The organism is Pseudomonas sp. WS 5146, from assembly GCF_012985495.1.
GTDB classification, from domain to species: domain Bacteria; phylum Pseudomonadota; class Gammaproteobacteria; order Pseudomonadales; family Pseudomonadaceae; genus Aquipseudomonas; species Aquipseudomonas edaphica.
Genome location: NZ_JAAQWL010000001.1, coordinates 968,360 through 987,540 on the forward strand (window position 1 = coordinate 968,360; position 19,181 = coordinate 987,540).

21 protein-coding genes, 1 tRNA gene and 2 rRNA genes are annotated in these 19,181 nt (G+C 58.5%); 2 read left to right on the plus strand and 22 right to left on the minus strand.

Annotation, left to right across the window (positions count from 1 at the left end; translation table 11 throughout):
• From HBO41_RS04385 to trmJ, 14 genes are all read right to left on the minus strand, one after another.
• Complete coding sequence (locus HBO41_RS04385) at window positions 1-1,002, minus strand: RodZ family helix-turn-helix domain-containing protein (RefSeq protein ID WP_169985239.1); 1,002 nt, start codon at window positions 1,000-1,002, stop codon at window positions 1-3.
• Window positions 1,002-1,760, minus strand: coding sequence for a type IV pilus biogenesis/stability protein PilW (gene pilW, locus HBO41_RS04390; protein WP_169985241.1), 759 nt, complete (start codon window positions 1,758-1,760; stop codon window positions 1,002-1,004). Before pilW ends, HBO41_RS04385 begins: the two co-directional genes overlap by 1 nt.
• A 12-nt stretch (window positions 1,761-1,772) precedes the next feature.
• The gene (rlmN, locus tag HBO41_RS04395) at window positions 1,773-2,921 is read right to left on the minus strand and encodes a 23S rRNA (adenine(2503)-C(2))-methyltransferase RlmN (protein ID WP_017135948.1); all 1,149 of its coding nucleotides are present in this window, start codon (window positions 2,919-2,921) and stop codon (window positions 1,773-1,775) included.
• Between the two features lie 29 nt (window positions 2,922-2,950).
• On the minus strand, window positions 2,951-3,376 hold the full coding sequence (gene ndk, locus HBO41_RS04400) for a nucleoside-diphosphate kinase (protein WP_003175956.1): 426 nt from the start codon (window positions 3,374-3,376) through the stop codon (window positions 2,951-2,953).
• Window positions 3,377-3,468: 92 nt separating this feature from the next.
• Window positions 3,469-3,672, minus strand: a complete 204-nt coding sequence (gene iscX, locus HBO41_RS04405; protein WP_017135947.1) for a Fe-S cluster assembly protein IscX — start codon at window positions 3,670-3,672, stop codon at window positions 3,469-3,471.
• 14 nt (window positions 3,673-3,686) lie between these two features.
• Entirely contained in the window at window positions 3,687-4,028 is a 342-nt protein-coding gene (gene fdx / locus HBO41_RS04410) for an ISC system 2Fe-2S type ferredoxin (protein WP_015885743.1), read from the minus strand.
• A 3-nt stretch (window positions 4,029-4,031) separates the two neighbouring features.
• Window positions 4,032-5,894 (minus strand): Fe-S protein assembly chaperone HscA, encoded by a 1,863-nt coding sequence (gene hscA, locus HBO41_RS04415; protein WP_169985243.1) that lies wholly within the window; start codon window positions 5,892-5,894, stop codon window positions 4,032-4,034.
• A gap of 51 nt (window positions 5,895-5,945) precedes the next feature.
• Window positions 5,946-6,467 carry a co-chaperone HscB gene (gene hscB / locus HBO41_RS04420; RefSeq protein ID WP_017135945.1) on the minus strand — a complete coding sequence of 174 codons (522 nt, stop codon included), beginning with the start codon at window positions 6,465-6,467 and terminating at the stop codon, window positions 5,946-5,948.
• Window positions 6,468-6,475: 8 nt separating this feature from the next.
• The gene (gene iscA / locus HBO41_RS04425) at window positions 6,476-6,799 is read right to left on the minus strand and encodes an iron-sulfur cluster assembly protein IscA (RefSeq protein WP_003209680.1); all 324 of its coding nucleotides are present in this window, start codon (window positions 6,797-6,799) and stop codon (window positions 6,476-6,478) included.
• A gap of 28 nt (window positions 6,800-6,827) precedes the next feature.
• On the minus strand, window positions 6,828-7,214 hold the full coding sequence (gene iscU, locus HBO41_RS04430; RefSeq protein ID WP_003175965.1) for a Fe-S cluster assembly scaffold IscU: 387 nt from the start codon (window positions 7,212-7,214) through the stop codon (window positions 6,828-6,830).
• 99 nt (window positions 7,215-7,313) lie between these two features.
• Entirely contained in the window at window positions 7,314-8,528 is a 1,215-nt protein-coding gene (locus HBO41_RS04435; RefSeq protein ID WP_017135944.1) for an IscS subfamily cysteine desulfurase, read from the minus strand.
• A 50-nt stretch (window positions 8,529-8,578) separates the two neighbouring features.
• A complete protein-coding gene (iscR, locus tag HBO41_RS04440; protein ID WP_003194020.1) occupies window positions 8,579-9,070 on the minus strand; it encodes a Fe-S cluster assembly transcriptional regulator IscR in 492 nt (163 codons plus the stop codon).
• A gap of 299 nt (window positions 9,071-9,369) precedes the next feature.
• A complete protein-coding gene (cysE, locus tag HBO41_RS04445) occupies window positions 9,370-10,155 on the minus strand; it encodes a serine O-acetyltransferase (protein ID WP_017135943.1) in 786 nt (261 codons plus the stop codon).
• 2 nt (window positions 10,156-10,157) lie between these two features.
• Entirely contained in the window at window positions 10,158-10,928 is a 771-nt protein-coding gene (gene trmJ / locus HBO41_RS04450; RefSeq protein ID WP_003210307.1) for a tRNA (cytosine(32)/uridine(32)-2'-O)-methyltransferase TrmJ, read from the minus strand.
• Window positions 10,929-11,073: 145 nt separating this feature from the next.
• On the opposite strand from trmJ, the gene suhB reads away from it, so the two are divergent.
• Window positions 11,074-11,889, plus strand: a complete 816-nt coding sequence (gene suhB / locus HBO41_RS04455) for an inositol-phosphate phosphatase (RefSeq protein ID WP_003175971.1) — start codon at window positions 11,074-11,076, stop codon at window positions 11,887-11,889.
• Between the two features lie 189 nt (window positions 11,890-12,078).
• On the opposite strand, the gene HBO41_RS04460 is transcribed toward suhB, so the two are convergent.
• The 6 genes from HBO41_RS04460 to queA all read right to left on the minus strand — a co-directional run bounded on the left by HBO41_RS04460 (window position 12,079) and on the right by queA (window position 18,170).
• Window positions 12,079-12,621: a glycine zipper 2TM domain-containing protein gene (locus tag HBO41_RS04460; RefSeq protein WP_017135941.1), complete on the minus strand. Its 543-nt coding sequence runs from the start codon at window positions 12,619-12,621 to the stop codon at window positions 12,079-12,081.
• A gap of 123 nt (window positions 12,622-12,744) precedes the next feature.
• Window positions 12,745-13,659: a protein translocase subunit SecF gene (gene secF / locus HBO41_RS04465; RefSeq protein ID WP_017135940.1), complete on the minus strand. Its 915-nt coding sequence runs from the start codon at window positions 13,657-13,659 to the stop codon at window positions 12,745-12,747.
• Window positions 13,660-13,668: 9 nt separating this feature from the next.
• Window positions 13,669-15,540 carry a protein translocase subunit SecD gene (gene secD / locus HBO41_RS04470; protein WP_017135939.1) on the minus strand — a complete coding sequence of 624 codons (1,872 nt, stop codon included), beginning with the start codon at window positions 15,538-15,540 and terminating at the stop codon, window positions 13,669-13,671.
• 62 nt (window positions 15,541-15,602) lie between these two features.
• Entirely contained in the window at window positions 15,603-15,941 is a 339-nt protein-coding gene (yajC, locus tag HBO41_RS04475) for a preprotein translocase subunit YajC (protein ID WP_003175975.1), read from the minus strand.
• Window positions 15,942-15,984: 43 nt separating this feature from the next.
• On the minus strand, window positions 15,985-17,100 hold the full coding sequence (gene tgt / locus HBO41_RS04480) for a tRNA guanosine(34) transglycosylase Tgt (RefSeq protein ID WP_003175976.1): 1,116 nt from the start codon (window positions 17,098-17,100) through the stop codon (window positions 15,985-15,987).
• A 5-nt stretch (window positions 17,101-17,105) separates the two neighbouring features.
• Window positions 17,106-18,170, minus strand: a complete 1,065-nt coding sequence (queA, locus tag HBO41_RS04485; protein WP_169985246.1) for a tRNA preQ1(34) S-adenosylmethionine ribosyltransferase-isomerase QueA — start codon at window positions 18,168-18,170, stop codon at window positions 17,106-17,108.
• Window positions 18,171-18,278: 108 nt separating this feature from the next.
• On the opposite strand from queA, the gene HBO41_RS04490 reads away from it, so the two are divergent.
• Window positions 18,279-18,363 (plus strand) — tRNA-Leu (locus tag HBO41_RS04490).
• 444 nt (window positions 18,364-18,807) lie between these two features.
• Here HBO41_RS04490 and rrf read toward each other — a convergent pair.
• A 5S ribosomal RNA gene (gene rrf / locus HBO41_RS04495) occupies window positions 18,808-18,923 on the minus strand.
• A 157-nt stretch (window positions 18,924-19,080) separates the two neighbouring features.
• Window positions 19,081-19,181, minus strand: a 23S ribosomal RNA gene (locus HBO41_RS04500); the annotation flags it as partial.

A 19,181-nucleotide genomic window follows, 5' to 3' on the forward strand; every position in this document is an offset into this window, starting at 1 on the left:
CTATTGTCCCAACTTGAGGCGAGCAGTCTCGCCACTGGTGAACGGCGCCACGTCCACAGGCTGGCCGTTGTAGGCCACTTGCGCGCCACGGGCAAAGCCCAGACGCAGCGTCAAAGGAGGCTTGCCGCCTTGGTCAAGCGTATCTCCCTTACGCTTCAGACCGCTAAACAGCACTTTGCCATTGCCATCGGTGACTTGCGTCCAGCAGTCAGCGATGAAGGTAATCTGGATATGCCCGTCGCCAGCGATCAATGCCGGGGTGGTGGGAGGCGAAATCACGGCTGGGGCCGGGGCCACTGGTGCGTTAGTCGCTGGGGCCTGCGTCGGAGCAGCCGGAGCAGCTGGCGTATGCGCCTGGGCAACCGGGGCAGCCGGTACGGTTGGAGCCGGCACAGCAGCGGTGGCTGCAGGTGCAGTGCCCGCTTCCGGAGTCGGTTGCTCGGTGGTAGACGGCGCTTCCGAGGCGGCCTGCCCTTGGGCAACCGCCTGGTCTTCCGGTTCATCCAGCGGGTGAATCTGGGTGGTGCCGTCGGCGCTTTCGACTTCGACGTGCTCCATGGCGTTGCTGGTAAGGTCTTTGGTGCGTTGGGAGGCCTGGTCTTGCCACCAGACGAAACCGCCACCCACTACGGCAATCAGCAGCAACAGGCTGACAATCCGCAAAATAGTGTGGGAAACCCGTACCGGCTCCTCGATGCGGCCCAGGCCATGCACATTGCTGCCCTGGGAATCGGTGCCGGTGAACTGGTCAAATTCCTGGACCAGTACCGCCTGGTCGATGCCCAGCAACTTTGCATAGGCGCGGATATAGCCGCGGGCAAAAGTATGCCCAGGCAGCTTGTCGAACGCGCCGGCTTCCAGGTTGCCCAGGGATGTGGCGGTCAAATTGAGCTTGAGGGCCACTTCTGCCAGCGACCAACCATTGCTTTCGCGGGCCTGACGCAAGGTCTCGCCTGGGTTTACGCGATTAGCTGCTACAACTTCCGGGTGCGCCGCTTTCATCATTGCTCCGACAGGTATTGCTGATATTCCGGCGTACCGGGATAGAGTCGTTCGAGTTGCTGGCCAAACTGTGCGGCCGTGTCGCGTTCTTCATGAACCGTCGCCAGGCGCACACCGAGCAATAGACTACGTGCATTTTGCCCGCTGAGCAGGCTAAAACGCTCGTAAAAGTCACGTGCCGGCACATAATGCCTGTCTTCGTAAGACAACTCAGCCATTTCGAGTAAAGCCCGTGGCTGGCGATTGTTCAGGTGCAGGGCTTTTTCCAGTTGCTGACGACCGCTGTCGCGCAGGCCAAGGCGTATCGAGGTCACCCCAAGGTTTTCGAATACTCGCGAACGCTCAGGATAAAGGGTATCGGTACTGGCTTGCTGGAAATAGCGGGACGCCTGGTCGTAACGTTGCTGCGCAAACAGAAAACTGCCGTAGTTGTTCAGCAGCCGCGGGTCGGCAGGACGTGCGGCCAGGGCCTTGTGAAAATACGCGTCGGCCAGTTCAGGCTCGGCCTGGGCCTGGAATACCAGCGCCAGTGCGGCATTGGCATCGGCGTCGTCGCCGTCCAGCTCAAGGGCTTTTTTCAACGGCACCTTGGCCTGCTCGCTCATGCCCTGGCGCAGATAACCCAAGCCCAATTGCACATAGGCAATTCGCGCCTCGTCACGGCCTTTGCCGGTTTGCATGGGGCTGTCATGGCCCGATGAAACACAACCGGCCATCAGACCGGTGAAAAGCAACAGCAGCGCGAGGCGCAAGGGCATAGAGGTCCTCTCTCAGATTCGATTCACAGCAATTTGCGGCAAATCTTCGGCGGCGTTAAGTTCGCGCACGGCGATATAACGCTCACTGCGGCGGGTGCGATCCATCACTTGCCCGACCAGTTGGCCACAGGCGGCGTCGATGTCTTCACCACGGGTGGTGCGCACAGTAACGTTGTAGCCGGCCTGGTGCAGTTGATCCTGGAAACGACGGATGGCGTTGTTGCTCGGCCGCTCGTAGCCAGAATGGGGAAACGGGTTAAACGGAATCAGGTTGATCTTGCACGGGGTGTTCTTGAGCAGTTCGATCATTTCGACCGCGTGCTCAACTTTGTCGTTGATGTCCTTGAGCATGGTGTACTCAATGGTCAACACACGCTTTTCGCCCAGGGTCGCCATGTAGCGCTGGCAAGATTCGAGCAGCATCTTAAGCGGATACTTCTTGTTGATCGGCACCAATTGGTTACGCAATGCGTCATTCGGTGCGTGCAACGACAGCGCCAGGGAGACGTCGATGTGCTTGGCCAGCTCATCGATCATCGGCACCACGCCGGAAGTCGACAGGGTCACACGGCGCTTGGAGATGCCGTAGCCGAGGTCGTCCATCATCAAATGCATGGCGGCCACGACGTTGTCGAAGTTCAGCAGCGGCTCACCCATGCCCATCATCACCACGTTGGTGATGGCACGGTCGACGGTTGCCGGGACGCTGCCAAAGGATTTGTTGGCAATCCACACCTGGCCAATGACTTCGGCGGCGGTGAGGTTGCTATTGAAGCCTTGCTTGCCGGTGGAGCAGAAACTGCAGTCCAGGGCACAGCCTGCCTGGGACGAAACGCACAAAGTGCCGCGCTTGCCCTGGGGAATGTAGACGGTCTCGACGCAGCTGCCGGACGCCACGCGCACCACCCACTTACGGGTGCCGTCGGTGGAAATGTCCTCGCTGACAACCTCGGGACCACGGACCTCAGCAATGGCCTTGAGCTTGTCGCGCAGGGCCTTGCTGACGTTCGTCATGGCGTCGAAATCGTCGACACCAAAGTGGTGAATCCACTTCATTACCTGACCGGCACGGAAACGCTTCTCCCCGATTGAGTCGAAGAATTTTTCCATTTCCTGTTGAGTCAGACCCAGCAGGTTGGTTTTAACAGTCGATGTAGTCATGGATTCACCCTCACTCTTTAAGCCGATGCTTAGCGAGCGGTTACTTCAGTAGCAGCGAAAAAGTACGAGATTTCGCGAGCAGCAGCGGCTTCGGAGTCCGAACCGTGAACAGCGTTGGCGTCGATGGACTCAGCGAAGTCAGCACGGATAGTGCCGGCAGCGGCTTCTTTAGGGTTGGTAGCGCCCATCAGCTCGCGGTTCAGAGCGATAGCGTTTTCGCCTTCCAGAACCTGAACAACAACAGGGCCGGAGATCATGAAGGCAACCAGGTCGCCGAAGAAGCCACGAGCGCTGTGCTCAGCGTAGAAGCCTTCAGCTTCAGCTTTGGACAGTTGCTTGAGTTTCGAAGCTACAACCTTCAGGCCGGCTTTTTCGAAACGAGTGGTGATCTCGCCGATGACGTTTTTTGCAACAGCGTCAGGCTTGATGATGGAGAAAGTACGTTGAACAGCCATGGTGTAACTCCAGAAACGGTAATTTACGAAAAATTAAACCCGCGAATTATACGCGGGTTATTGGGTATTGCCTAACTGCGTAAAAAGTCGGCTCAGTCGTCTGCTTCTTCGATCCACAGACCCTGAATCGCCTCCAGGACCTTTTCGCCACCCCGGTCAGGAATGTCGTCGAATTCCGGCAGCGCCATTACGAGGTCGCGCAATTTGACGAAGTTCACGGTAAGAGGATTGACCTCAGGATGAGCTTCAGCAAGTTGTATAGCGATTTCTTGTACATCAACCCATTTCAGGCTCATGACATTTCCTTGAATCAATGCGGCGCTTCGGCTGCATGGTTGAGGGAATATTTCGGAATTTCGACGGTAATGTCTTCCGTGCCGACCTTTGCCTGACAGCTTAGGCGAGAAGTCGCCTCAAGGCCCCAGGCGCGATCCAGAAAGTCCTCTTCCAGCTCGTCCGCTTCTTCGAGAGAGTTGAAACCTTCGCGAATCACGCAGTGGCAGGTCGTGCAGGCGCAGACACCGCCGCAGGCGCTTTCGATCTCGATGTGGTTGTCATGGGCAACCTCGAGGATGGACTTGCCGGTCTCAGCCTCCACAACCATACCGTCCGGGCAATGCTCGGCGTGTGGCAGAAAAATGACCTGCGGCATTAATTATTCCTCGATTTCATTCAGGTTGCGCCCGGCCAGTGCGGCTTTCACCGTCTGATCCATGCGGCGGGCGGCAAAAGCATCAGTCACTTGCGACAGGCGCTTGGTCTGCTGCTCGATGGCGTAACCATCGTTGCCTTTCATCAGTTCGGCCAGTTCCTGCATTTGCAGGTCGATAACCATGCGCTCTTCAGCATCCAGCAGACGCTCGCCGTCGGCTTCCAGGGCGCCCTGCACAGCTTCGAGCAGGCGCCGGGCATCGACTTGCTGCTCGCGCAGCACGCGGGCGACCTTGTCGTCACCGGCATACTGGAAGGAATCCTTGAGCATCTTGGCGATTTCGCCATCGGTGAGGCCGTAGGACGGCTTGACCTGGATGCTGGCTTCAACGCCCGAGGCCAATTCACGCGCTGCTACGCTGAGCAGGCCATCGGCGTCGACCTGGAAGGTCACGCGAATTTTCGCCGCACCCGCGACCATCGCCGGGATGCCGCGCAATTCAAAGCGCGCCAGGGAGCGACAGTCGCTGATCAGTTCGCGCTCGCCTTGCAGCACATGAATCATCATGGCCGTCTGGCCATCTTTGTACGTGGTGAAATCCTGGGCGCGTGCGACGGGGATGGTCGTGTTGCGTGGAATCACCTTCTCCATCAGGCCGCCCATGGTTTCCAGGCCCAGGGACAGCGGGATCACGTCGAGCAGCAGCAGTTCGCCACCCTCGCGCTTGTTACCGGCAAGCGTGTCGGCCTGGATAGCAGCGCCGATGGCGACTACTTGATCCGGGTCGATTTCTGTCAGTGGCTGGCGACCGAAAGCTTCGGCAACCGCTTCGCGAACGCGTGGGACGCGCGTCGAACCGCCGACCATGACCACTGCGGCCACGTCTTCCAGCTCGATACCGGAATCACGTACAGCCCTACGGCACGCCTTGAGGCTGCGAGCGACCATCGGTTCGATCAGCGCATCAAAGGCTTCGCGAGTCAGTTGAGCCGACCAGCTGCCGTAGGAAACTTCAACAGAATCAGCGTCAGTCAGTGCTTCCTTGGCCGCGCAGGCGGTTTGCAGCAGATTACGCTGCGCGCCCGGGTCCAAGTCAGCCGACAAATCGGCCCTGGTGATGATCCAGCCGGCAATGGCATGGTCAAAGTCATCGCCACCCAGGGCGCTGTCGCCACCGGTGGCCAGCACTTCAAACACACCGCCGGTCAGGCGCAGAATCGAAATATCAAAAGTACCACCGCCCAGGTCATAAATAGCCACCAGGCCTTCAGCGTGCTGATCCAGGCCATAGGCCACCGCCGCTGCGGTCGGCTCGTTGAGCAAGCGCAACACGTTCAGGCCCGCAAGCTTCGCGGCGTCCTTGGTGGCTTGACGCTGTGCGTCATCGAAATAGGCAGGAACGGTGATCACTGCGCCGACCAGTTCGCCGCCCAAGGTATTTTCTGCGCGCTGACGCAGCACCTTGAGGATATCGGCCGACACTTCAACCGGGCTTTTCGGGCCTTGGACGGTGTCGATGAACGGCATATGGGATTCGCCGCCAACAAAGCGGTACGGCAGCTGGTCGCCCAATTGCTTGACGTCGGACAGACCGCGACCCATCAAGCGTTTAACCGACAGCACGGTATTCAACGGGTCACTGGACGCTGCCAGCTTGGCCGACTCACCGACTTCAGTGCGATCAGCGTGATAACGCACAGCGGAGGGCAGGATCACCTGGCCATTAGCGTCGGGCAATGGCTCGGACAGGCCGCTGCGCAAGGCAGCAACGAGGGAATTGGTGGTGCCCAGGTCAATCCCGACCGCCAGGCGACGCTGGTGTGGTTGAGGGCTTTGGCCGGGTTCGGCGATTTGCAGTAGGGCCATGGTAATCAGGTCTTATCTGTCTATCAGGCGTGCATCACGGGCAGCACTGGGTTAATCGTCGAGGCGCTCTTCTAGCTGGCGCACTTCGTAGGTGAGCTTGTCGAGGAACTGCATGCGCCGCATCAGGCGTTCGGCCTGTTCACGCTGCGCTGCATCATCCCAACAGGCTGCGAAGCTTTCATTGAGCTCATCCTGGGCCGTTTTCAGACGACGCTTGAAGACCGCGACACCGGCTATATCAGCCTCGTCCTGCAAGTCTTCGAGTTCTTCGCGCCACTGCATCTGCTGCATCAGGAAGTCCGGGTCGTGCACCGTCACTTCGATCGGCAACTCACCACCGTTCAACGCGAGCAGGTAGCGCGCGCGTTTGGGCGGGTTTTTCAGCGTCTGATAGGCTTCGTTGAGGCTGGCCGATTGCTCCAGCGCCAGGCGCTGCTCACGCTCGGAAGCGTCAGCAAAGCGGTCCGGATGCACCCCACGCGCCAACTCTCGGTAGCGCGTGGCAAGCTGCTCAAGGTCCAGCCGAAAGCTCGGCTGCAGCTCGAATAAAGCGAAATGACAAGGAGTACCCACGAATAGCCTCAGATGTTGAAGCTTTCGCCGCAGCCACATTCACCGCGCACGTTGGGGTTGTTGAACTTGAAGCCTTCGTTCAACCCTTCCTTGACGAAATCGAGTTCGGTGCCGTCCAGGTAGGTCAGGCTTTTAGGGTCGATGATCACTTTCTCGCCGTGACTTTCGAACACCTGGTCCTCTTCAACCACCTCGTCGACAAACTCCAGCACGTAGGCAAGGCCGGAACAGCCCGTGGTGCGAACACCCAGACGAATCCCCTCACCTTTACCGCGCCCATTCAGGGAGCGGCGAATGTGCTGCGCAGCCGCTTCTGTCATGCTGATAGCCATCGTTGACTCCTTACTCGTCGCCAAATGCTTAGATCAAGCCTTTCTTCTGCTTGTAGTCGCGAACGGCCGCCTTGATGGCGTCTTCGGCGAGTACCGAGCAGTGAATTTTCACTGGCGGCAGGGCCAGTTCTTCGGCCAACTGGGTGTTGCTGATGGTGACAGCCTCATCCAGGGTCTTGCCTTTCATCCACTCGGTAGCGAGGGAGCTTGAGGCAATGGCGGAACCGCAGCCGTAAGTCTTGAACTTGGCGTCTTCGATAACGCCAGCGTCGTTGACCTTGATCTGCAGGCGCATCACATCGCCGCACGCCGGAGCGCCGACCATGCCGGTGCCGACATCAGGGTCTTCCGCGTTCATCTTGCCGACGTTGCGCGGGTTTTCGTAGTGGTCGATGACCTTTTCGCTGTAAGCCATGGTACTGAATCCTCACTCATCAGGGCCGCTCTGGAACCCTGTAAAAACGCCTGCGTTTTCCGCCACGTTCTTACAGAGCTTGGGTGGCGGCTTCTATAGTTAGTGTGCCGCCCACTCGATCTTGGAGATATCGACACCGTCTTTGTACATGTCCCACAGCGGCGACAGAACGCGCAGCTTGTTGACGGCTTCGCAGACTTTCTGCGCGGCGTAGTCGACTTGCTCTTCGGTGGTGAAACGGCCGAACGTAAAGCGGATCGAGCTGTGTGCCAGTTCGTCGTTGCGGCCCAGGGCGCGCAGAACGTACGAAGGCTCAAGGGAAGCCGAGGTGCAGGCCGAACCGGACGAAACCGCCAGGTCCTTGAGCGCCATGATCAGCGACTCGCCTTCGACGTAGTTGAAGCTCAAATTCAGGTTGTGCGGTACACGGGCAGTCATGCTGCCATTGATGTACAGCTCTTCAAGGTTCTCGACCTGCTTGTAGAAGCGATCGCTCAGCGCCTTGATACGGATGTTTTCGGCAGCCATGTCTTCTTTGGCTACACGGAAGGCTTCGCCCATGCCGACGATCTGGTGAGTCGCCAGGGTGCCGGAACGCATGCCGCGCTCGTGACCGCCGCCGTGCATGGTCGCTTCGATGCGCACGCGAGGCTTGCGGCTCACGTACAGCGCGCCGATGCCTTTAGGGCCGTAGGTTTTGTGGGCAGAGAACGACATCAGGTCGACTTTCAGCTTGGACAGGTCGATGTCGACCTTGCCGGTGGACTGAGCAGCGTCGACGTGCAGCAGGATGCCTTTGGAGCGAGTCAGCTCGCCAATGGCTGCGATGTCGTTGATGGTGCCGATTTCGTTGTTCACGTGAATCACGGAAACCAGGATGGTGTCTTCACGCAGGGCCGCTTCGATCATGGCCGGCGTGACGATACCGTCGGTGGTTGGTTCAAGGTAGGTAACCTCGAAACCTTCACGCTCCAGTTGGCGCATGGTGTCGAGGACAGCCTTGTGCTCAATCTTGGTGGTGATCAGGTGCTTGCCCTTGGTCGCGTAGAAATGCGCCGCGCCCTTGATTGCCAGGTTGTCGGACTCGGTAGCACCGGAGGTCCAGACGATTTCCCGTGGGTCGGCGCCCACCAGGTCGGCGACTTGGCGACGAGCGTTCTCGACCGCTTCCTCGGCTTTCCAGCCGAATACGTGGGAACGGGAGGCTGGGTTACCGAAGTTTCCGTCAACCAGCAGGCATTCGCTCATCTTTTGCGCGACACGCGGATCAACCGGGGTGGTCGCTGAGTAATCAAGGTAAATCGGCAATTTCATGGACTTTCTCCTAAATCAGGCTGGCTGGCGTGCCGTTAGCTCTTCGGCTGTCACTCGACGGCGGACGCTTCAATCTTGTCCAGACGCGGCGCCTTGGTGTTGCAACGGCGCTGGTCCTGACGCTGGGCTACTTCTTGCACCTCACGGCGAGTCACAAGATCAGCCAAGCTGATACCACTCAAAAACTCATGGATCTGCAGGCTCAAGTCACACCACAAGTGGTGGGTCAGGCAGGTGTCGCCGGCATGGCAGTCACCCAAACCCTGGCATTTGGTGGCATCGACGGATTCGTTCACCGCGTCGATCACCTGAGCTACCTGAATGCCCTGCATATCGCGGGACAATTGATAACCGCCACCCGGCCCACGCACGCTGGAAACCAAGTTGCTACGGCGCAATTTGGCGAACAGCTGCTCGAGGTAGGACAGGGAAATGCCTTGGCGCTCGGAGATATCGGCCAGGGACACCGGCCCAGTTTGCGCGTGCAAGGCCAGGTCAAGCATGGCGGTCACCGCGTATCGGCCTTTTGTAGTCAGTCTCATGGACAAGTACCAAGGTGTTTCAGAATGGGAGCAAGTATGCGATTCCCGAGTATTTAAGTCAACTATAAGACCTAGTACTTTAGTCAGGATTACCCGTAAAAAGGGCGCGCGAATAATAGCAGGGTGGGGTGGGGACGAACAGCGGGAACCGGGCCACGACTCAATCTCAAGACCAATGGAAGCCAAATGTGGGAGCTGGCTTGCCTGCGATAGCGGTGGGTCAGCACCCCCTAAATGAGCTGGCAGACCGCTATCGCAGGCAAGCCAGCTCCCACAGAAGGTTTTAGCGCGCTTAAGATTTAACCAGCCTTGGTGGTGGCAGCTTCAACCTTGATCTCGGCGAAGTCTTCTTCGCGCAGCTCAGGCAGATCTTTTGCGCAGTAGCTACTGCCCAACTCCTTCAATGCGCCGCACATACCGTCCAGCTTGCCATCCACGGCCTGCAGGTGGTCGAGCAACTGGCCAATGGCACGCGCCACCGGGTCGGGCATGTCTTCGCTGACACCGTAGGCATCGAAACCGATCTTCTCAGCCATCGCTTTGCGCTTGGCTTCCTGCTCGTCGCCGAGCTCCGGCTTGACGATGATGCGGCCGGGAATGCCCACCACCGTCGCGCCAGGCGGCACAGCCTTGGTCACCACAGCATTGGAGCCCACTTTGGCACCCGCGCCGACAGTGAACGGGCCAAGCACCTTGGCACCCGCCCCCACCACTACGCCATCGCCCAATGTCGGGTGGCGCTTGCCTTTATTCCACGTTGTGCCACCCAGGGTCACGCCCTGATACAGCGTCACGTCATCACCGATTTCGGCGGTTTCGCCAATCACGATGCCCATGCCATGGTCAATAAAGAAGCGACGACCCACCTTGGCGCCTGGATGAATCTCGATTCCGGTCAACCAGCGCCCAAAGTTCGACACCAGCCGTGCCAGCCATTTCCAGCCCATGCCCCATAAGACTGCGGACAGGCGGTGAATCCAGATCGCGTGCATGCCTGGGTAGCAGGTCAGCACTTCAAAGGCGTTGCGCGCCGCCGGGTCACGGTGGAAAACACTCTGGATATCTTCTCGCAAACGCTCGAACATTTTTAATCCTTCCGCTTAAGAAGCTCACCACGGGCCGCTTTCTGGGTTTCCGTGAGGATGCCACGCAATATGTTCATTTCTGCCCGGCTTACCGAGCTACGGCCGTACAAGCGACGCAGGCGTGCCATCAAGTGCCGTGGTTTTTCCGGATCGAGAAACTCGATGGCCACCAGGGTTTGCTCCAGGTGCTCATAGAATCGCTCCAACTCGTCCATGGTGGCCAACTCGCCACTCTTGGTCGATGCGACCTCATCCTTCTCGACCTTGCTCGGCTGGCCTTCTGCAGCCAGCCAGGCCATGCGCACTTCGTAACTCAACACCTGCACCGCTGCCCCGAGGTTCAGCGAACTGAACTCAGGGTCTGATGGGATGTGCACGTGGTAATGACATCGCTGCAGCTCTTCATTGGTCAGGCCGGAGTCTTCACGGCCAAACACCAAAGCGATTTCAGCGCCACCTGCTGCCTCTTCCACCACCTTGGTGCCGCATTCGCGCGGATCCAGCAGTGGCCAGGGGATTCGACGGTCGCGAGCACTGGTGCCAAGCACCAGGTTGCAGCCGACCAAAGCGTCTTCCAAAGTGGCGACGACCTGGGCTTTTTCAAGGATGTCATTGGCGCCGGATGCACGGGCATCGGCCTCGTGGTGCGGGAACACACGCGGCTCGACCAGCACCAGGCGCGTCAGCCCCATGTTTTTCATGGCTCGCGCCACCCCGCCGATGTTGCCGGGATGACTGGTATTGACGAGGACGACACGGATGTTTTGCAGCAAGGGAGGCGCTCTCGGACACAGGAAAGGGGAGCAAATCTTACAGAACAGCCTAAGGTTATGCCATGAAAGCTAACGTCGTCCTTCACCTGAAGAAAGTTTCTGCTAGAATGCCCGGCTTTCTTTAACAACCTTAGGTGACACATCCATGCAGCCCATGCTGAATATCGCGCTGCGCGCCGCCCGCAGCGCCAGTGAATTGATCTTCCGCTCCATCGAGCGCCTGGATACCATCAAGGTCGACGAAAAAGACGCCAAGGATTATGTATCCGAGGTGGATCGCGCCGCTGAGCAAAAAATCATCGACGCGCTGCGCAAGGCCTACCCTACCCACGGCATCCTCGGTGAAGAAACCGGCTTGCACAAAGGCAGCGGCGAAGGCGAAGACTACCTGTGGATCATCGACCCACTGGACGGCACCACCAACTTCCTGCGCGGCATCCCACACTTTGCAGTCAGCATCGCCTGCAAATACCGTGGCCGCCTTGAACACGCCGTCGTACTCGACCCGGTTCGCCAGGAAGAATTCACCGCCAGCCGTGGCCGTGGCGCCCAGCTGAACGGTCGTCGCCTGCGCGTCAGCGGCCGTACCAGCCTGGACGGCGCCCTGCTGGGCACTGGCTTCCCGTTCCGTGACGACCAGATGGACAACCTGGAAAACTACCTGGGCATGTTCCGCGCCCTGGTTGGCCAGACCGCCGGCATCCGCCGCGCCGGTGCTGCCAGCCTGGACCTGGCGTATGTTGCCGCCGGTCGTTTTGATGCGTTCTGGGAGTCAGGCCTGTCCGAATGGGACATGGCTGCAGGCGCCCTGCTGATCCAGGAAGCTGGTGGCCTGGTGAGCGACTTTACCGGTGGTCACGATTTCCTTGAGAAAGGCCATGTGGTCGCCGGCAACACCAAATGCTTCAAGGCAGTACTGACGGCGATCCAGCCGCACCTGCCGGCTTCGCTGAAGCGCTAAGCGAGCGAGCACAAAAAAAGCACCCCGAGGGGTGCTTTTTTTGTGCCTGGGATTTGCTATCCCAGCAGCCAACACAATCCAATGTGGGAGCTGGCTTGCCTGCGATAGCGGTCTACCAGCTAGCTAATGGGTTACTGACCCACCGCTATCGCAGGCAAGCCAGCTCCCACACTTGGATTGATGTCAGACTTATTGCTGGTTCTGACCCAGGATCAGACGACCTTCCTTATCCACTGGAATCTGGCCGCCCGGATCACGGTCCATACGTACCGAACCTTCCTTACCGTCCAGGTTGTAGCGCACGTCATAACCCACAACCTTGTCACTGATATCGTTGACCGTGCTGCAACGCTGCTGCGTGGTGGTGTAGGTATCGCGGTTCTGCATACCTTCCTGCACCTTGTTACCGGCGTAACCGCCACCGACAGCACCGGCTACAGTAGCCAGCTTCTTGCCATTACCGCCACCGACCTGGTTGCCCAACAAGCCACCGGCCAGCGCGCCAACCACGGTGCCGACGATTTGGTGTTGATCCTGCACCGGCTTCTGCCGGGTCACGGTGACGTCCTTGCAGACCTCACGAGGGGTTTTGATCTGGGTTTTCACCGGCTGCACTGCCAGCACTTGCGCATACTCAGGGCCGCTTTTTACCAGGCTGTAGGTGGCAACAGCACCCCCGGCAGTCACACCGACAGCACCCAATACCGCACCAACCAGTAACGACTTGTTCACGTGAACCTCCTGACCATCACAAGCGGACCGAAACGTCCGCGCTATACCCAGCCTTGGAGCAAAAAAAAAGGCACGAGTTCAATACTCGTGCCTTCTTTGTAACAGCGTATCAACGAACGCCCATCAAGGACGGTCGTCGACCTCCTTGCCGGTAGCGGCAGGCGGGATCAAATCTTCGCTGTTGAGGTTCAGCCAGATCAGCACCACGTTAGCGATGTAGATCGACGAGTAGGTACCCGCCAGAACGCCGATGAACAGTGCCAGGGAGAAGCCCCACAGATTGTCGCCACCGAAAATCATCAGTGCAGCAATCGCCAGCAAGGTGGAGATCGACGTCGCCATGGTCCGCAGCAGGGTCTGAGTGGTGGAGATGTTGATGTTCTCGACCAGCGTAGCCTTGCGCAGTACGCGGAAGTTCTCACGAACCCGGTCGAATACCACGATGGTGTCGTTGAGCGAGTAACCAATGATCGCCAACACCGCCGCCAGCACCGTCAGGTCGAAGGTGATCTGGAAGTACGCCAGGATACCCACGGTGACGATTACGTCGTGGATCAGCGACACAATGGCGCCGACGCCGAATTTCCACTGAAAGCGGAACGCCAGGTAGACCATGATGCCGGCCAGCGCCATCAGCATGCCGAGACCGCCCTGGTCGCGCAGCTCTTCACCCACTTGCGGGCCTACGAACTCGACGCGCTTGACCGACGCCGGGTTGTCACCGCCGACCTTCTGCAAGGCTTCGGCTACCTGATGACCCAACTGCGGATCTTCGCCCGGCATACGCACCAGCAGGTCGGTGGTAGCACCAAAGCTCTGCACGATGGCTTCGTGATAGCCGGCCTTGACCAGCTCGCTGCGCACCAGGGTGACGTCGGCCGGCTTCTCGTAGGTCAGCTCGATGAGCGTACCGCCGGTAAAGTCCAGACCGTAGTTCAGGCCCTTATGGAACCAGCTGAACAACGCCAGAACGGTAAGGAGCACTGTGGCGCCGAACGCAATGTTGCGAACGCCCATGAAGTTGATTGTACGTAACATGGCAGCCCCTTAAATCCACAACTTCTTGAAGTCACGTCCGCCAAAGATCAGGTTGACCATTGCGCGGGTCACCATGATGGCCGTGAACATCGAGGTAAAGATACCGAGGGACATGGTCACCGCAAAACCTTTGACCGGGCCGGTGCCCATGGCAAAGAGAATCCCGCCGACCAGCAGAGTGGTCAGGTTGGAGTCGAGAATCGCGGTAAATGCCCGGCCGAAGCCTTCGTTGATTGCACGTTGTACGGTCATGCCCGCCGCGATCTCTTCACGAATACGCGAGAAGATCAGTACGTTGGCATCTACGGCCATACCCATGGTGAGTACGATACCGGCGATACCTGGCAGGGTCAGTGTTGCGCCCAGCAGCGACATCAGTGCCAGCAGCATCACCATGTTGCCCGCCAGGGCCACGGTGGCGATGACGCCGAAGAAGCGGTAGATGGCGATGATGAACAAGGACACAAACAGCATGCCCCACAAGGCCGCATCGATACCCTTGGTGATGTTGTCGGCACCCAGGCTCGGGCCAATGGTGCGCTCTTCAGCGAAGTACATCGGCGCCGCCAGGCCACCCGCACGCAGCAGCAGTGCCAGCTCGGAAGATTCGCCCTGGCCATTCAGGCCGGTAATGCGGAATTGAGCACCCAGCGGCGACTGGATGGTCGCCAGGCTGATGATTTTCTTCTCTTCCTTGAAGGTCTGCACCGGCACGTCTTTCTCGACACCGTCGACCATTTGTTTGGTGTAGGTGGTGACCGGGCGTTGCTCGATGAAGATCACCGCCATGCTGCGACCGACGTTACTGCGCGTGGCGCGGCTCATCAGGTCACCGCCATGGCCATCCAGACGGATGTTCACTTCCGGAGTACCGTGCTGCGAATCGAAACCCGCCTTGGCGTCAGTCACCTGATCACCGGTGATGATCAAGCCACGCTCGATCAGCGCTGGAGGACGGTTGCCTTCACGGAACTCGAATTCTTCGGCAGTCGCGCGAGTCGCACCCGGCTCAGCCGCCAGACGGAATTCCAGGTTGGCGGTTTTACCCAGGATACGCTTGGCTTCAGCGGTATCTTGTACGCCTGGCAGTTCAACCACGATGCGGTTGGCGCCTTGACGCTGCACGATCGGCTCAGCCACACCCAGCTCGTTGACGCGGTTACGTACCGTGGTCAAGTTCTGCTTGATGGAGTATTCGCGGATTTCCGCGATCTTGGCCGGGGTCATCGCCAGACGCAGCACAGCCTGACCATTCAGGTCAGCCGGTACGATGTCGAAATCATTGAAGTTCTTGCGCACCAGGGCACGGGCCTGTTCGCGGGTCGCTTCATCAGAGAAGCCCAGCTGGATGGCACCGTTGAGCTGCGGCAGGCTGCGATAACGCACCTTCTCTTTGCGCAGCAGGCTCTTCACGTCGCCTTCGTAAACTTTCAGACGCGCGTCGAGGGCTTTGTCCATGTCGACTTCCAGCAGGAAGTGCACACCACCGGACAAGTCCAGACCCAGCTTCATCGGGTGCGCGCCAATGCTGCGCAGCCATTTTGGCGTGGTCTGTGCGAGGTTGAGCGCGACAACGTAGTCATCACCCATAGCCTTGCGCACGACGTCTTTGGCCGGCAACTGGTCTTCGGCCTTGGTCAGGCGCAACAAACCGCCTTTCGCATCAGACGCCAAGGTTGCCGCTTTTACCTGGATACCGGCGTCGGTGAGCGCTTTGCTCGCACGGTCCAAGTCAGCCTGATTGACCTGCAGCGTAGTGCTGGCGCCAGTGATCTGGATCGCAGGGTCATCAGGATAAAGATTGGGAGCGGAATAAATAAAACCGATCGCCAGCACCGCCAGGATCAGTACGTATTTCCACAGAGGGTATTTGTTCAGCATCACGCCGCCCGCTTATAACGCGGGGCGCCTTGCGCGCCCCGTCGATTGGTAAAGGTTGTTACTCAGATCGCTTTGAGCGTGCCTTTTGGCAGCGTGGCGGCGATGGCGCCCTTCTGGAACTTCATTTCTACGGTGTCGGAGACTTCCAGAACCACGAAAGCATCGGAAACCTTGGTGATCTTGCCGGCGATGCCGCCAGTAGTCACAACTTCGTCGCCTTTCTGCAGGCTGCCCAGCAGGTTTTTCTGCTCTTTGGCGCGCTTGGCCTGTGGGCGCCAGATCATCAGGTAGAAGATGACCAGGAAGCCGACCAGGAAAATCCACTCGAAACCACCACCCATAGGGCCGGCGGCGGCAGGCGCAGCGGCGTCAGCCATGGCATTAGAGATAAAAAAGCTCATTTAGCACTCCAGTTGCAAATAGTGAATCTTAGGGTCGGAAAACTCAGTCCAAGGGCGGCACAGGGAGCCCGCGCTTGGCATAGAAGGCATCGACGAAGGCGGCCAATGTACCCTGTTGAATAGCCTCACGCAAACCAGCCATCAGGACTTGGTAGTGACGCAAATTGTGGATGGTATTCAACATGCTACCCAGCATTTCCCCGCACTTGTCCAGATGGTGCAGATAAGCACGCGAGAAGTTCTGGCAGGTGTAGCAGTCACAGGTGGGATCCAGCGGCGAATCATCATGGCGATGGAACGCGTTACGGATCTTCAGCACGCCTGTATCGATGAACAGATGCCCATTGCGGGCATTACGGGTTGGCATCACGCAATCGAACATGTCCACACCGCGGCGCACACCCTCTACGAGATCTTCCGGTTTGCCAACGCCCATAAGGTAACGAGGTTTGTCAGCGGGCATCAGGCCCGGCAGGTAATCCAGCACCTTGATCATCTCGTGCTTGGGCTCACCTACCGACAGACCGCCGATAGCCAGGCCGTCAAAGCCGATTTTGTCGAGGCCTTCGAGCGAGCGCTTGCGCAGGCTTTCGTGCATGCCGCCCTGGACGATACCGAACAGCGCAGCAGTGTTATCGCCGTGGGCGTTTTTCGAGCGCTGAGCCCAACGCAACGACAGTTCCATGGAGATACGCGCGACATCTTCATCCGCGGGATAAGGCGTGCACTCGTCAAAAATCATCACGATGTCGGAGCCCAGGTCGCGCTGCACCTGCATCGACTCTTCAGGGCCCATGAACACTTTGGAACCGTCCACCGGCGAGGCGAAAGTCACGCCCTCTTCCTTGATCTTGCGCATGGCACCCAGGCTGAATACCTGGAAACCACCGGAGTCGGTGAGGATCGGGCCTTGCCACTTCATGAAGTCATGCAGGTCGCCATGCTTCTTGATCACCTCCGTGCCCGGGCGCAGCCACAGGTGGAAGGTGTTGCCCAGGATGATCTCGGCGCCGGTCGCGACGATGTCACGCGGCAGCATGCCTTTTACAGTGCCGTAAGTGCCCACTGGCATGAACGCCGGGGTTTCGACGGTGCCACGCGGGAACGTGAGGCGACCACGACGAGCCTTGCCATCCGTGGCCAACAATTCAAACGACATACGACTCATAGTTGCTCCTCAAGGCCCGCTTCTTTAGGAGCAGTCGGCGCAGGGTTACGGGTGATAAACATCGCATCACCGTAGCTGAAAAAACGGTATCCATTATCGATGGCAGCTTTATACGCCGCCATTGTTTCGGGATAACCCGCGAAGGCCGACACCAGCATCAACAGCGTGGATTCCGGCAAATGGAAATTGGTCACCAGGCAATCGACCACATGGAACGGCCGGCCCGGGAAAATAAAGATATCGGTGTCGCCACTGAAGGGCTTGAGCACGCCATCGCGCGCGGCACTCTCCAGCGAGCGCACGCTGGTGGTGCCCACCGCCACAACACGACCGCCGCGCGCCTTGCACGCCGCCACCGCATCCACGACTTCCTGGCTGACTTCCAGCCATTCGCTGTGCATATGGTGGTCTTCAATATTATCCACACGCACCGGCTGAAACGTGCCGGCCCCCACGTGCAGGGTCACATAAGCGCTTTCGACACCTTTGGCGGCAATCGCGTCCAGCAGCAGCTGGTCAAAATGCAGCCCGGCTGTAGGTGCGGCGACAGCACCGAGGCGCTGCGAGTACACCGTCTGGTAGCGCTCGCGGTCCGAGTCTTCGTCGGGGCGGTCGATATAGGGAGGCAGCGGCATATGGCCGACGCGTTCCAACAGTGGCAACACTTCCTCGGCAAACTTGAGTTCGAACAACGCGTCATGGCGCGCAACCATCTCGGCTTCGCCACCGCCATCAATGAGGATGCTCGAGCCGGGTTTCGGCGACTTGCTGGAGCGCACATGGGCCAGCACGCGATGGCTGTCCAGCACCCGCTCCACCAGAATTTCCAGCTTGCCGCCGGACGCTTTCTGGCCAAACAGCCGTGCCGGAATCACCCGGGTATTGTTAAACACCATCAAATCGCCTGGGCGCAAATGCTCAAGCAAATCAGTGAATTGGCGGTGTGCGAGGGCACCACTCACCCCGTCCAGGGTCAGCAGTCGACTGGCGCGACGCTCGGCCAAAGGGTGGCGAGCGATCAGCGAATCAGGGAGCTCAAAAGTAAAGTCAGCAACGCGCATGATAGGGTTCGTCTAGCAGGGCCGGGGAGTCTAGCGGAAATAGTGAAAATAGACCATGAAACGTGATTGACCAACGGTAATCTCATCTCTATACTTCGCCGCCATTGAGCCCTGATGGCGGAATTGGTAGACGCGGCGGATTCAAAATCCGTTTTCGAAAGGAGTGGGAGTTCGAGTCTCCCTCGGGGCACCATCTTAAAGAAAGACCTTGAATTTCAAGGTCTTTTTTTTCGTCTGTAGAAAAGTGAGATTCCAGCGCTGGCCGCCGCAATGGCGCCCAGAAGGCAAAATCATGACAGAACAAGCCCTATGACCATAAGCCCTTTCAAAACCTCGTGAGCGCCTTCAGAGGCCGTCGGAGCGTTGCGATTATCCTACCGCCCTCGACCTGAATAACGACCTTGCACGATCTGATGAACCTGGGATGCAGCAGAGCGTCGGCACCCATGTCGATATGAGCATCGAGCCAGTCTTCTGGAATGGCAAGGAGGCGAGCTTCTGGAGGCGTCCTGACGCGTGCTGTGCATCCGTTAGTGCGCATTGATGGTGGCTTTTTCGCGGAATAGCTTGCGGGACACTTTTCGAGCGCGCAAAACAAAACCCCATCTGCTTTCGCAAATGGGGTTTCGGAATTTAATCTTGACGATGACCTACTCTCACATGGGGAAACCCCACACTACCATCGGCGATGCATCGTTTCACTGCTGAGTTCGGGATGGGATCAGGTGGTTCCAATGCTCTATGGTCGTCAAGAAATTCGGGTACTGAGTCGTAGCCAGTTGGCTTCGCTTCAGCAAATTGGGTATGTGACAGCTTTCGGTGTTTTGTGAGCGTCGAACTTTCGGTTCATCTCGTCTTCACACACCGCAATCTGATGCTCTTTCGAGTAGTCAAATTGCTTGGGTGTTATATGGTCAAGCCTCACGGGCAATTAGTATTGGTTAGCTCAACGCCTCACAGCGCTTACACACCCAACCTATCAACGTCGTAGTCTTCGACGGCCCTTCAGGG

Excerpts from the sequence above, each read along its gene's own strand:
- HBO41_RS04385 (WP_169985239.1), bottom strand. The coding sequence starts at position 1,002 with ATGAAAGCGGCGCACCCGGAAGTTGTAGCAGCTAATCGCGTAAACCCA.
- pilW (WP_169985241.1), bottom strand. The coding sequence starts at position 1,760 with ATGCCCTTGCGCCTCGCGCTGCTGTTGCTTTTCACCGGTCTGATGGCC.
- rlmN (WP_017135948.1), bottom strand. The coding sequence starts at position 2,921 with ATGACTACATCGACTGTTAAAACCAACCTGCTGGGTCTGACTCAACAG.
- ndk (WP_003175956.1), bottom strand. The coding sequence starts at position 3,376 with ATGGCTGTTCAACGTACTTTCTCCATCATCAAGCCTGACGCTGTTGCA.
- iscX (WP_017135947.1), bottom strand. The coding sequence starts at position 3,672 with ATGAGCCTGAAATGGGTTGATGTACAAGAAATCGCTATACAACTTGCT.
- fdx (WP_015885743.1), bottom strand. The coding sequence starts at position 4,028 with ATGCCGCAGGTCATTTTTCTGCCACACGCCGAGCATTGCCCGGACGGT.
- hscA (WP_169985243.1), bottom strand. The coding sequence starts at position 5,894 with ATGGCCCTACTGCAAATCGCCGAACCCGGCCAAAGCCCTCAACCACAC.
- iscA (WP_003209680.1), bottom strand. The coding sequence starts at position 6,799 with ATGGCTATCAGCATGACAGAAGCGGCTGCGCAGCACATTCGCCGCTCC.
- iscU (WP_003175965.1), bottom strand. The coding sequence starts at position 7,214 with ATGGCTTACAGCGAAAAGGTCATCGACCACTACGAAAACCCGCGCAAC.
- HBO41_RS04435 (WP_017135944.1), bottom strand. The coding sequence starts at position 8,528 with ATGAAATTGCCGATTTACCTTGATTACTCAGCGACCACCCCGGTTGAT.
- iscR (WP_003194020.1), bottom strand. The coding sequence starts at position 9,070 with ATGAGACTGACTACAAAAGGCCGATACGCGGTGACCGCCATGCTTGAC.
- cysE (WP_017135943.1), bottom strand. The coding sequence starts at position 10,155 with ATGTTCGAGCGTTTGCGAGAAGATATCCAGAGTGTTTTCCACCGTGAC.
- suhB (WP_003175971.1), top strand. The coding sequence starts at position 11,074 with ATGCAGCCCATGCTGAATATCGCGCTGCGCGCCGCCCGCAGCGCCAGT.
- secF (WP_017135940.1), bottom strand. The coding sequence starts at position 13,659 with ATGTTACGTACAATCAACTTCATGGGCGTTCGCAACATTGCGTTCGGC.
- secD (WP_017135939.1), bottom strand. The coding sequence starts at position 15,540 with ATGCTGAACAAATACCCTCTGTGGAAATACGTACTGATCCTGGCGGTG.
- yajC (WP_003175975.1), bottom strand. The coding sequence starts at position 15,941 with ATGAGCTTTTTTATCTCTAATGCCATGGCTGACGCCGCTGCGCCTGCC.
- tgt (WP_003175976.1), bottom strand. The coding sequence starts at position 17,100 with ATGTCGTTTGAATTGTTGGCCACGGATGGCAAGGCTCGTCGTGGTCGC.
- queA (WP_169985246.1), bottom strand. The coding sequence starts at position 18,170 with ATGCGCGTTGCTGACTTTACTTTTGAGCTCCCTGATTCGCTGATCGCT.